Source organism: Uniformispora flossi, assembly GCF_049534875.1.
Taxonomy (GTDB): Bacteria; Actinomycetota; Actinomycetes; order Streptomycetales; family Streptomycetaceae; genus Yinghuangia; species Yinghuangia aomiensis.
Genome location: NZ_JBMULZ010000003.1, coordinates 23,557 through 36,043 on the forward strand (window position 1 = coordinate 23,557; position 12,487 = coordinate 36,043).

The window sequence follows — 12,487 nt, forward strand, 5'->3', positions numbered from 1 at the left end:
CCGGTAGCGGGAAACGGTGTCGGGCCGCGGTGGCGGCCTGGCGCCGGGGTGGCGGAGAAGGGCGGCGCGGGACACCGCGTCGCCCTTCGTCGTCGCCGTGTGCCACCCTCGTCGTGCCCGGGCGGCAGGAGCACCGGGCGGGTTCCGCGGCCCTGCGCGGCGTGCGGGCCCCAGGCGGAGCGACACACGGAGATACGCGTGGCGAGGACGACCCCGGCGAAACTGGCCGCCTGTGCGGTGCTGGCCGCGGTGCTGACGGCGGCCGCCGGATGCAGCAGCGGCGGCGACGGGGACAAGAACGAGAAGGAACTCGCCGCCTGGGCGAACAAGGTGTGCACGGCCGAGGTCACCGGCAAGATCGACGCGTCGCAGGGCGCGCTCGCGGACATGGCGAGCGTCGTGAAGGGCGAGACGCCGGACGCGCTCAAGGCGCGGCTCGCGGCGGATGTCACCAAGCTCGCCGAGGCGGACACCGCGCTCGCCAACACGCTCGACCAGGCGGGCGACCCGAAGGTGAAGAACGGCGGCGCGCAGCGGGCCGCGGTCAGCGCCGAGCTGCGGGCCGCGGCGACCGGCTGGATGAGCCTGCGGTCGGCGTTCGAGAGCCTGCCGACCACCGACCAGAAGACCTTCGCGGAGGCGCTGAAGGCACTGGACCCGGAGATCACGAAGTACGGCACGAGCACGCGGACCGCGCTGGAGAACCTGCACCGCGGCGATCTCGGCAAGGCGCTGGGCAAGGTCCCGGGCTGCGCGGCGACCGTGCCGTCGCCCGCCCCGGCGCCGTCCGAAGGTGCGTCGTCCCCGGCGCCCGGGCAGGCGGCTCCGGCGGGCGGGGCGTCGGGCAGCCCGGCGGCGTCGGGTTCGGCGTCGCCGTCCGGTTCGGGTTCGCCGGCGCCGAGCGGATCGGCGTCGTCGTCGGCCTCCGGGTCGGCCTCGCCGACCGGATCGGCGAGCCCCACGTCCTGAGCCCGGCCTGAACCGGCGTCCCGTGCCGCACCCCTGAGGCACCGTCATGCGCCGCCATGCGCCGTCCTCCTGCGTCGCCGTCCGGAAACCGGCGGCGCAGGAGGCAGGATGATCCCGTGACGATGCACGACTCCTCTCAGGTGGCCCGGCTCCGCGACGCCTTGGCCGATGCCGAATACACCGTCGACGGATGCCTGGACGCGCTCGGGCCGCAGGCGTACGGGGCACTCTCGCGCAGTGAGACCGTTCCGGCGCTGCGGTCGCTGCGCGGCGACGGCGGCCCGCTGGCGACGCTCATCCGGCTGTTCCTGCTCCAGGCCCCGGTGCCGTATGCGCAGGCGCGGGCGGCGTTGCCGTTCGACGAGGCGGTGGCCGGAGGTCTGCTGGAGCGCACCGGCGACGAGGTCCGCGCGGCGGTCGACATCCGGCCCTACGGCGAGGCGGACACCGACTGGTGGGTGGTGTCCGACCTGGGGAGCGGGATCGGCGGCGTGTCCGGGCCGGTGCGCCCGGACCACGTGCTGGGCATCGGCGGGGCGTCGACGACGCTCGCCGGGATCACCGTGCGCGAGCCGGTCGGCCGGGCGCTGGACCTGGGCACGGGCTGCGGGGTGCAGGCGCTGCACGCGTCGCGGCACGCCGGTGCGGTGACGGCGACGGACGTGAACCGGCGGGCGCTGGACCTGACCCGGCTGACGATGGCGCTGTCCGGGGTGTCCAACGTCGGGTTGGCGGAGGGCAGCCTGTTCGATCCGGTGGAGGGCGAGAAGTTCGACCTGATCGTGTCGAACCCGCCGTTCGTGATCTCGCCGAAGGGCCGGTTCACGTACCGGGACGCGGGCATGCCCGGGGACGAGATCTGCCGCCGGCTGGTGGCGCGCGCCCCGGAGTACCTGAACGACGGCGGCTACTGCCAGCTGCTCGCGAACTGGCAGCACGTGAAGGGCGAGGACTGGGAGGACCGGCTGCGTGAGTGGCTGGCGCCGACCGGCTGCGACGCGTGGGTGGTGCAGCGCGAGGTGCAGGATCCCGCGCAGTACGCCGAGTTGTGGCTGCGCGACGCGGGCGACCACCACGACGCGGGCTACGCGGCCCGCTACGACGCGTGGCTGGATGCGTTCGAACAGGACGGTGTCGAGGGCGTCGGCTTCGGCTGGATCACGCTGCGCAAGTCGGGTGCGGAGCGGCCGGTCGTGCACATCGAGGACTGGCCGCACGCCGTCGAGCAGCCGCTCGGTGCGGAGATCGCGGCGTGGTTCGGGCGCCAGGAGCGGCTGCGCGGCCTGGACGACGCGGCGCTGCTGGACACCGCGTTCACGCTCGCGTCCGCGGTGCTGCAGGAGCAGACCGGGCAGCCGGGCGCGGAGGACCCGGAGTACGTGGTGCTGCGGCAGCAACGCGGCATGTGCCGGGCGGACCGGGTGGACACCGTCGGCGCGGCGCTGGCCGGGGCGAGCGACGGGCGGCTGACCGCGGGCGCGATCGTCGATGCGATCGCGGAACTGCTGGGCGAGGAACGGGTGGCCCTGCGCGACGCGGTGCCGGGCACGCTGCGGTCGCTGGTCGCGGACGGCTTCCTGCTGTTCCCGGGGCAGGACTGACCCGCTACGACTGACCCGCTACGACTGACCCGTTACGACTGACCGGCACAATCGACTCCGCACGACTGACGCTGCGCGGCCGAAGGGGCGCGGTCAGGGCGCGGTGCGTACTCCCTTGTCCGGACCCGCGCCCGGGCCGGCCCCCGGGTCGGCCTCGGTCCCGGCGCCGGTGCCGTCCGCCTGCCGCGGCTTCACCGGGAGCCGGGTGTCGCGCATGACCGCGGTGGCGGCCAGGCCGAGCAGGACGCACGGCACGACGACGAGGTAGACGGCGCTCATGCCGTGTGCGTAGGCGTCCTCGAAGGCGTGCCGCAGCGGTGCGGCGTAGTGGCGCAGGCTTTCCGGGTCGGAGAGCGCGGAATCGGCGCCGCCGGGCGGGACCTGGTCGGCGGGCACCCGATGGTCGGCGAGGGTGCCGGGCAGGGTGTCGGTGAAGCGGCGGGTGATGATCGCGCCGAACGCGGCGGTGGAGATGGTGCCGCCCAGGGTGCGGAAGAACGAGATCGACGACGTGGCGATGCCCAGGTCGCGCTTCTCGACGGTGGCCTGCGCGGCCAGGATCAGCACCTGCGAGGTGAAGCCGATGCCGATGCCCGCGACGACCATGGCCGGCCACAGGGCGTAGGCGGGCTGGTCGAGCACCTGCCAGGCCATGACCGCCGCGGAGACCGCGGACAGGGTCATGCCGATCATGGGGAAGAGCTTGACCCGTCCGGTGCGGGCGATGAGGCGTCCGGACACCGTCGACCCGGCGAAGTTGGCGGCGATGAACGGCAGCATCAGCAGGCCGGCCTGGGTGGCGGTGAAGCCGCGGCCGAGCTGGAAGAACTGCGGCAGGTAGACCATCGAGACGTACATGCCGGTGCCCATGAGGAACGCGGCGGCGCACTGCGCGGCGAACGACCGGCTGTGGAACAGCCGCGGCGGCCACAGCGGTTCCGCGGCGCGCCGTTCCCACAGCGCGGTCGCGGCGAGGAGCACGAGTGCGGTGGCGGCGAGGCCGCCGGAGGTCGCCGACGTCCACGCGAAGCGCCGCCCGCCGAAGGACATGAGCAGGAGCAGCGCGCTGACGCCGGACACCAGCAGCAACGCGCCGAGGTAGTCGACGGACACCCGGGAGCGTCTGACCGGGATGGTGAGGCTGCGCTGGATGACCGCGAACGCGCCGACAGCGAACGGCAGCATGGAGAAGAAGCACCAGCGCCAGCCGACGGTGTCCACGAGGACGCCGCCGAACAGCGGGCCGAGCGCGGTCGACGACGCGAACGCCGCACCGATCCAGCCTTGGTACCGGCCGCGTTCGGCGGGGGAGATGATGTCGCCGATCACCGCCTGGCACAGCGTGATCATGCCGCCGACGCCCGCGCCCTGGAGCGCCCGGAAGCCGATGAGCTGCCAGATGCCGGTGGCAATTCCGGCCAGTGCGGTGCCGGCGGTGAACACGCCGATGGCGACGAGCAGGAGCGGCTTGCGGCCGTACAGGTCGGAGAGCTTGCCCCACAGCGGGGTGGTCGCGCAGTTGGTGAGCAGGTGCCCGGCGACGATCCAGGAGACCTTGTCGAGACCGCCCAGGTCACCGGCGATGTCGGGCAGGCCGGTGGTGATGACGGTGCTGGCGAGCGCGGCGACGAACATCGCGGTGAGCAGTCCGGCGAACACGGTGCGCCGCTGCGCGTCGGTGATCGGCGGGGTGGTGTCGGCGTCGGCCGGGGCGGCTGTGTCGGCTGTGCCGGCCCGTTCGCGGTCGTCCCGATGCTCCATGTCCTGCGGACCCGCCTTCCGGCTCGTCCGGCCGGCGACCGGATCTGACGCTCCATCAGAGACTACGGGCGGGCGTGGAGGATTCAAGATGTAGAGGACACCCATCCCGCGCCGGGCCCTCGGGCACGGGCTTGACGGGCTTCCGGCGCGTTGCTGCCGCCGTTCGGGAGCGGCCAGGGTTAGCGGCCCGGGAAGCGGGAACGGTTGGGTGCGCGTTACCGTTCGAGTGGCACCCTGCCGTTCCGTGTCGTATACCGGGCAGGGCCGGTTTGACATCGGGGGCTGGGATACGGTCACACTCCGCCACACGGCAGCTACCGTCCCGGCCCGGCAGCCGTACCGCACGGATGCCGACAGCCACCCGGCAGAAGCACAGCAGCAGCAACCTGGAGAGAAGAGCGAAGGTGTCCCCGAGCAGCGAGACCGCGCGCGAAGGCAGTCGACTCGTCATCGTCGAGTCGCCCGCCAAGGCGAAGACGATCAAGGGCTACCTTGGGCCCGGTTACGTGGTCGAGGCGAGCGTCGGACACATCCGCGACCTGCCGAACGGGGCCGCGGAGGTCCCGGCCGCCTACGAAGGCCAGCCCTGGGCCCGCCTCGGGGTCAACGTCGACGCCGACTTCCAGCCCATCTACGTCGTCAACGCCGACAAGAAGGCCCAGGTCGCCAAGCTCAAGAAGCTCCTCAAGGAAGCCGACGAGCTGTTCCTCGCGACGGACGAGGACCGCGAGGGAGAGGCCATCGCCTGGCACCTCCAGGAAGTCCTCCAGCCCAAGGTGCCGGTGCGTCGCATGGTGTTCCACGAGATCACCAAGGACGCCATCCGCTCCGCCGTCGCCAACCCGCGCGAACTCAACCAGCGCCTGGTCGACGCCCAGGAGACCCGCCGCATCCTCGACCGCCTCTACGGCTACGAGGTCTCGCCGGTCCTGTGGAAGAAGGTCGGCCCCAAGCTGTCCGCGGGCCGCGTGCAGTCCGTCGCGACCCGCCTGGTCGTCGAGCGCGAGCGCGAGCGCCGTGCCTTCCGCTCCGCGTCCTACTGGGACGTGCTCGGCACCTTCGACACCGGCCGCCCCGGCGATGCCAGCGACCCGCGCACCGTCAACGCCCGCCTCGTCGTCCTCGACGGCAAGCGCGTCGCGACCGGCCGCGACTTCGGCCCGGACGGCAAACTCAAGGGCCGCGACGTGCTGCACGTCGACGAGGCCGGCGCCCGCGCGCTCGCCGCCGCCCTGGAGTCCGCCGCGTTCTCGGTGCGCGCCGTCGAACGCAAGCCGTACCGCCGCTCGCCGTACGCGCCGTTCCGCACCACCACGCTCCAGCAGGAGGCCTCGCGCAAGCTCGGCTTCGGTGCCAAGGCGACCATGCAGGTGGCCCAGAAGCTGTACGAAAACGGCTTCATCACCTACATGCGTACCGACTCCACCACGCTGTCCGACACCGCGATCACCGCCGCCCGCGCCCAGGTCCGCGAGCTGTACGGCGCCGAATACCTCCCGGACGCGCCCCGGTCCTACACCGGCAAGGTCAAGAACGCGCAGGAAGCGCACGAGGCGATCCGCCCCTCCGGCGACCGCTTCCGGACGCCCGCCGAGACCGGCCTGACCGGCGACATGTTCCGCCTGTACGAACTCATCTGGATGCGCACCGTCGCCTCCCAGATGAAGGACGCCGTCGGCCAGTCCGTCACCGTCCGCATCGGCGGCACCGCGGCCGAGGCCGAAGGCCTGCCGGGCCGCGACGCCGAGTTCACCGCGTCCGGCAAGATCATCACCTTCCACGGCTTCCTCAAGGCCTACGTCGAAGGCTCCGACGACCCCGACGCCGAGCTGGACGACCGCGAGCGCCGCCTGCCGATGGTCGACGAAGGCGACGCGCTCACCGCCGGCGAGCTGACCCCGGAAGGCCACGCCACCAAGCCGCCCGCCCGCTACACCGAGGCGTCGCTGGTCAAGGAGCTGGAAGAGCGCGAGATCGGCCGCCCGTCGACGTACGCGTCGATCATCGGCACCATCCTCGACCGCGGCTACGTCTTCAAGAAGGGCACCGCGCTCGTCCCCTCCTTCATCGCGTTCGCCGTCGTCGGCCTCCTGGAGAACCACTTCGGGCGCCTGGTCGACTACGACTTCACCGCGAAGATGGAAGACGACCTCGACCAGATCGCCCGCGGCGAGACCGCGGCCGTGCCGTGGCTGCGCCGCTTCTACTTCGGCGAGGACACGCCCGGCGGCGGCGACCACCTCGAAGGCCTCAAGGACCTGGTCACCGACCTGGGCGCGATCGACGCCCGCGAGGTCAACTCGTTCCCGGTCGGCGAAGGCATCGTGCTGCGCGTCGGCCGCTACGGGCCGTACGTGGAACGCGGCGACCAGCGCGCCGACGTCCCCGCCGACCTGCCGCCGGACGAGCTGACCGTGGAGAAGGCCGAAGAGCTGCTCGACCAGCCCAGCGGCGACTACGTCCTCGGCACCGACCCGGTCACCGGGCACCTGATCGTCGCCAAGAGCGGCCGCTACGGCCCGTACGTCACCGAGGTCCTCCCCGAGCCGGAGGCTGCGGCCCCCGCCGCCGAGGCACCCGCGGACACCGGGGCCGCCAAGCAGACCGCGAAGAAGACGACGGCCAAGAAGACCGCGAAGAAGGCCGCCGCCAAGGGGCCGAAGCCGCGCACCGCGTCGCTGTTCGCGTCGATGTCCCTGGACACCGTGACGCTGGAGGAGGCGCTCAAGCTCTTCTCGCTCCCGCGCGTCGTCGGCGTCGACCCGGGCAGCGGCGAGGAGATCACCGCGCAGAACGGCCGGTTCGGGCCCTACCTCAAGAAGGGCACCGACTCGCGCTCGCTGGCCACCGAGGACCAGCTCTTCTCGGTGACGCTCGAAGAGGCGCTCGCGCTCTACGCCCAGCCCAAGGCACGCGGCCGCGCCGCCGCGAAGCCGCCGCTCAAGGAACTCGGCACCGACCCGGTCAGCGGCAAGCCCGTCGTCGTCAAGGAAGGCCGCTTCGGCGCCTACGTGACCGACGGCGAGACCAACGCGACCCTGCGCGTGGCCGACAGCGTCGAGGACATCACCCCCGAGCGCGGCTACGAGCTGCTCGCCGAGAAGCGCGCCAAGGGACCCGCGCCCAAGAAGCGCGCGGCCGCCAAGAAGGCCCCGGCGAAGAAGGCGCCCGCGAAGAAGACGGCGGCCAAGAAGACCACCACGAAGAAGACGACCTGAGCCTTCGGTCAGGCAGCACCGCGGCCGCCCCCTCCGGCACGGAGCGGGCGGCCGCGCCGCGTTCGTCCGGAGTGCGGCCTTCGGTGCCGGGCCGCGAAGGGGCGAACTGACATAGACGCCGCATCCCGTGCCGGAACCGGACCCGGCAGCCGGGTACGAGGCGGGGAAACGCCGGTGGAACGGCGCTTGCCTTGCACCCGACCCGGCTAGGGTTGACGGCATGTCGCACGCCGAGCAGCAGAAGTCCGAGGCGGCCATACCGCCCCGGACCACGGAATCCGCGCACGGTATCGGAGGCGTTCTCAAGATCGCCCCGTACCGGCGGTTCTGGACCGCCATCGCCGCATCCGCACTCGCGGACTGGCTCGGTCTGCTCGCCCTCACCTCCGCCGCCCTGTGGACGGTCGACGGCGACTACATGGACCACGCGGCAGCCGTCGCCGCGGTCTTCGTGCTGCGCCTGCTGCCCTCCGCGCTCGTCGCGCCGCTGGCCGGCCAGATCGTCGACCGCCTCGACCGGCGCTGGACGATGGTCGCCTGCGACGTGCTCCGGCTCGGCCTGCTGGTCTCCGTGCCGCTCGTCGACGAACCGTGGTGGATCCTCGCGGCCACCGCGCTCGGCGGCATCGCCGGCGCCTTCTGGGGGCCGGCCCGCGACGCCACGGTGCCCAACCTGGTGCCGCGTCAGCGGATGGCCACCGCCACCCAGTTCAACCTGGTGACCGGCTACGCCGCGGCCCCGGTCGCCGCCGTGGCCTTCATCGTCCTCGCGCTCGTCACCCGGCTCCTCGCGCCGTCCGTCGACACGCTCGACAGCCACCCGGCCGACCTCGCGCTCTACGCGACGGCCGCCGTGCACCTGCTGTCCGCGCTGTACGTGTACCTGCTGCACATGCCCACCCGCGGCCGCTCGGTCAGCGCCCGGCGCCCGAACCCGCTCGTCGTCCTCGCGGACGGCCGCCGCGTCTTCGGGCACAGCTCGACCTCGCGCGGCCTGGTCACCGGCATGCTCGCGCTGTTCCTCGCAGGCGGCGTCCTGGTCGGCCTCACGCCGCTCTACACGGCGGAACTCGGCGCGGGCAACGCCGCCTACGGCACCGTCTTCCTCGCCCTCCTCGCCGGTGTCGCGCTCGGCCTGCTGTGGGGCCCGAAGGTCGTCCCGGCGTTTAGCCGCCGCCGGCTGTTCGGCCTCGCGGTCATCACCGCCGGGCTCGTGCTGCTCGTCGTCGGCCTGGTCCCCAACGTGGTCGTCACCGTCGTGCTCACCGCGCTGCTCGGCCTGGTGTCCGGCGTCGCCTGGGTCACCGGCTACACGATGTTCGGCGTCGGCGTCGGCGAAGAGCTGCGCGGCCGCGCCTTCGCGTTCGTGCAGGCGTCCGTGCGGCTCACGCTCCTGGTGGGCGTCGTCGCCGGATCGCTCGTCGCGGGCGCCATCGGGCTGCACACCTGGACCGCCGCGGACCGCTTCGTCTTCACGTACAACGGCTCCGCGCTCACCCTGGCCGGCGCCGGCCTGCTCGTCGCCCTCATCGGCTTCGGCGTGCTCCGCTCGATCGACGACCGCCGCGGTATCCCGCTGGCCCGCGACCTCGTCGACTCGGCCCGCAACGTCGACCACGTCGCCGGCCGCCCGGCCGCCGCCACCGGCTACTTCATCTCCCTCGAGGGCGGCGAAGGCGTCGGCAAGTCCACCCAGGTCGAGGCGCTCGCCGCGTGGATCCGCGGCAAGGGCCACGAGGTCGTCGTCACCCGCGAGCCCGGCGCCACCGAGATCGGCAAGCGGCTCCGCGCCATGCTCCTGGACGTCGAGAACACCGGCATCGACCCGCGCGCCGAGGCCCTGCTGTACGCGGCCGACCGCGCCGAGCACGTCGCCACCGTGATCCGCCCGGCGCTGGAGCGCGGCGCGATCGTCATCACCGACCGGTACGTCGACTCGTCGGTCGCCTACCAGGGCGCCGGCCGTGAACTCGGTGCCCGCGAGATCGCCCGCGTCTCCCGCTGGGCGACCGACGGCCTCCAGCCCGACCTCACCGTGCTGCTCGACCTCGACCCGGAGATCGGGCACGCCCGCTTCACCGAGGCCCCCGACCGGCTCGAGTCCGAACCGCAGAGCTTCCACCACCTGGTGCGCGGCGCGTTCCTCGACCTGGCCGCCGCCGACCCGGACCGCTACCTGGTCGTCGACGCCGCGCAGGAGCCGGACGCCGTCACCACCGCGATCCGCCACCGCCTCGACCGCGAACTGCCGGTGTCCGAGCAGGAGAAGCGCCAGGCCGAAGAACTGGCCCGCCGCGAGGCCGAGGAAGAGGCCCGCCGCCAAGCCGAACGCGCGCAGGCGGAAGCCGAGAAGCAGGCCCTCATCGCCCGGCTGCGCGCCGAGAGCGAGGAGCGCCAGCGGTTCGCCGAGCAGCAGCGCCTCGCCGAGGAGGCCGCCCGCCAGGCTGAGGTCGAGCGGATCCGTGCCGAGGAAGAGGTGCGCCGCCGCGCCGAGGAGCAGGAGCGGCTGGCCGCCGAAGCGCAGCGCCTCGCCGACGAGGCCAAGGCCCGGGCGGAAGCCGAACGCGTGCGGCTCGAGGAGGAAGCGGCGCGGCGCGCCGCCGAGCAGAAGCGTCTCTCCGAGGAAGCCGAGCGGCGTGCCGAAGAGGCGCGCGTCAAGGCCGAGGAAGAAGAGCGCGTCCGCGACGAGCAGCGCAAACGCATCGAAGAGGAGACCGCGCTGCGCGCCGAGCGCGACCGCGAGGAGGCGGAGGCCGAGCGCAAGGCCGAGGCGGAGCGCCGCAAGCGCGCCGAGGAGGAGCGCAAGCGCCGCCGCGAGGAGGCCGACGCGGAGACCGCTCGGCGCCGCGAGGAGGCGGCCGCCCGCGAGGCGGAGGCCAAGCGCAAGGCGGAGGAGCGGGAGAAGGCCGAGGAGGCCCTCCGGCTGGCCGAGGCCGAGCGCCGTGCCGCCGAGGCGGAAGCGTCCCGCGCGGTGGTCGCCGCGGCCGCCGCGAAGGCCCGCGCGGCCAAGGAAGCCGCGGCGCTGGCGAAGGACGACGACGAGCAGTCGCCGTCGGGGCCCCATCCGACACACGGCGACGGGCCGGACGACCGCAACGGCCACGGCCGCGGCCACGACGGCAAGGGGCGCAACGGCAGCGGCGGCGGGGCGACCGGTGCGGTGTCGGCGTTCGCGGACACCGCCGAACTGGCGATCGTCCGGGCCCGCGCGGTGACCGAGCCGGTGCCCGGCAGCGAGGACGACACGCAGCAGATCCCCAAGATCACCCTCGACACGCCGCGCCCGGCGGGCGCCGGCGCGGACGCCGCCGAGACGCGGGCCCTGCCGACCGTGGACCCGGCGGCGCATGACGAGACGCGGGCCCTGCCGGTTGCCGACCTCGGCGCGGCGCACCGGGACGGCGCGGCCGACACGGCCGACGCGCAGAGCCTGGCCGACGACTTGCTCGGCCCCTGGATGGGCGGCGACAGTGCGGACGGTGCCGGCGCCGGTGCCGCCGACGGCGATGGCAATGGCGACGGCGATGGCGGCGAGCAGGCGACCCCGGAGCCCAAGCGCAGCCGCTGGCGGCGGAGCAAGTCGTAGCGGCCGGGTACCGTCGTAGCGGTGGGGCGTGCCCGGTCGGCCGGATGGCCGCGACCGGGCCGCACCGCAGGGAACGACGGCCGTGAGGAAAGCGAGGCACCGCGGGTGACCGTGTGGGACGACCTGGTGGGCCAGGACCGCGTGGTCGACCGGCTGCGGGTCGCCGCCAAAGCCGCGCGGGACGGCCTCGACGGGCGCGATGCGACCGGCATGACGCATGCGTGGCTGTTCACCGGCCCGCCCGGGTCCGGCCGTGCCACCGCGGCGCGGGCGTTCGCCGCGGCGCTGCAGTGCGTCAGCCCCGACCTGGCGCTCGGCGGCGAGCCGGGCTGCGGGCACTGCGACGGCTGCCACACCGCGCTCACCGGCACGCATGCCGACGTCGACGTGGTCAGCACCGAGCTGCTGTCCATCGGGGTGAAGGAGACCCGCGACCTGGTGCGCCGCGCGGCGATGTCCCCGGCGGGCGGCCGCTGGCAGGTCATCGTCCTGGAGGACGCCGACCGGCTCACCGAGGGCGCGGGCAACGTGCTGCTCAAGGCCATCGAGGAGCCCGCGCCGCGGACGGTGTGGATGCTGTGCGCCCCGTCGGTCGAGGACGCGCTGCCGACGATCCGGTCCCGCTGCCGCCACGTCTCGCTGCGGACCCCGCCGGTCGACGCGGTCGCCGACATGCTGATGCGGCGCGACGGCATCGAACCGGCGATGGCCGCGTATGCCGCACGCGCGACCGGCGGGCACATCGACCGCGCGCTGCGTCTGGCCACCGACGAGCAGGCCCGCACGCGCCGCGCGGAAGTCCTGCGGATGCCGCTCCAGGTCGCCGACATCGGCAGCTGCATGTCGGCCGCGCAGCGGCTCGTCGACGCGGCCGCAGCGGACGCCAAGGAGATCACCGCGGAGATGGACGTCCGCGAGACCGAGGAACTGCGCAGCGCGCTGGGCGCGTCCGGGCCCGGCGGCCGCCTGCCGTCCGGGACCGCGGGTGTGGTCAAGGAGCTGGAGAACCGGCAGAAGAAGCGGGCCACGCGCATGCAGCGCGACTGCCTGGACCTCGCGCTGGTCGACCTGACCGCGTTCTACCGCGACGTGCTGGCCGTGCAGCTCGGCGCGGGCGTGCACTTGGACAACGAGGACATCCGCCCGTCCGTGGAGGACATCGCCCGGTCGGGGCCGCCGGAGGCGACGCTGCGCCGCATCGAGGCGATCCTGGCGTGTCGGCAGGCGATCGACGCGAACGTGGCCCCGCTGCTGGCCGTCGAGGCGATGGCGCTGACGCTGCGCGCCGGGTGACCCCGGGTACGGGCGTGCTCGCCCGCGGGTGTCTCGAACACGCGTGCGTCGAACGTGTA

Annotated in this window: 6 protein-coding genes; 5 read left to right on the forward strand and 1 reads right to left on the reverse strand. The window is 73.7% G+C overall.

Translation table 11 applies throughout. The features are described 5' to 3' along the window. The first annotated feature begins 198 nt into the window (after nt 1–198). Nucleotides 199–969: a hypothetical protein gene (locus ACPA54_RS07240; RefSeq protein WP_423527857.1), complete on the forward strand. Its 771-nt coding sequence runs from the start codon at nt 199–201 to the stop codon at nt 967–969. A 122-nt stretch (nt 970–1,091) separates the two neighbouring features. After that, entirely contained in the window at nt 1,092–2,570 is a 1,479-nt protein-coding gene (locus ACPA54_RS07245; protein ID WP_423528294.1) for a DUF7059 domain-containing protein, read from the forward strand. A gap of 93 nt (nt 2,571–2,663) precedes the next feature. On the opposite strand, the gene ACPA54_RS07250 is transcribed toward ACPA54_RS07245, so the two are convergent. Beyond that, nucleotides 2,664–4,331 carry an MDR family MFS transporter gene (locus tag ACPA54_RS07250; RefSeq protein WP_423527858.1) on the reverse strand — a complete coding sequence of 556 codons (1,668 nt, stop codon included), beginning with the start codon at nt 4,329–4,331 and terminating at the stop codon, nt 2,664–2,666. A 404-nt stretch (nt 4,332–4,735) separates the two neighbouring features. Here ACPA54_RS07250 and topA point away from each other — a divergent pair, with 404 nt between their 5' ends. The 3 genes from topA (at nt 4,736) to ACPA54_RS07265 (ending at nt 12,428) form a co-directional block, all read left to right on the forward strand. Continuing rightward, nucleotides 4,736–7,549, forward strand: coding sequence for a type I DNA topoisomerase (topA, locus tag ACPA54_RS07255; protein ID WP_423528295.1), 2,814 nt, complete (start codon nt 4,736–4,738; stop codon nt 7,547–7,549). A 220-nt stretch (nt 7,550–7,769) separates the two neighbouring features. Beyond that, complete coding sequence (gene tmk, locus ACPA54_RS07260; RefSeq protein WP_423527859.1) at nt 7,770–11,135, forward strand: dTMP kinase; 3,366 nt, start codon at nt 7,770–7,772, stop codon at nt 11,133–11,135. A gap of 105 nt (nt 11,136–11,240) precedes the next feature. Next, nucleotides 11,241–12,428 carry a DNA polymerase III subunit delta' gene (locus tag ACPA54_RS07265; RefSeq protein WP_423527860.1) on the forward strand — a complete coding sequence of 396 codons (1,188 nt, stop codon included), beginning with the start codon at nt 11,241–11,243 and terminating at the stop codon, nt 12,426–12,428. The last annotated feature ends 59 nt before the right edge of the window (nt 12,429–12,487 follow it).

What these genes read in the sequence shown, in the direction of transcription:
- ACPA54_RS07245 (WP_423528294.1), top strand. Translation starts at nt 1,092, where the DNA reads ATGCACGACTCCTCTCAGGTGGCCCGGCTCCGCGACGCCTTGGCCGAT.
- ACPA54_RS07250 (WP_423527858.1), bottom strand. Translation starts at nt 4,331, where the DNA reads ATGGAGCATCGGGACGACCGCGAACGGGCCGGCACAGCCGACACAGCC.
- tmk (WP_423527859.1), top strand. Translation starts at nt 7,770, where the DNA reads ATGTCGCACGCCGAGCAGCAGAAGTCCGAGGCGGCCATACCGCCCCGG.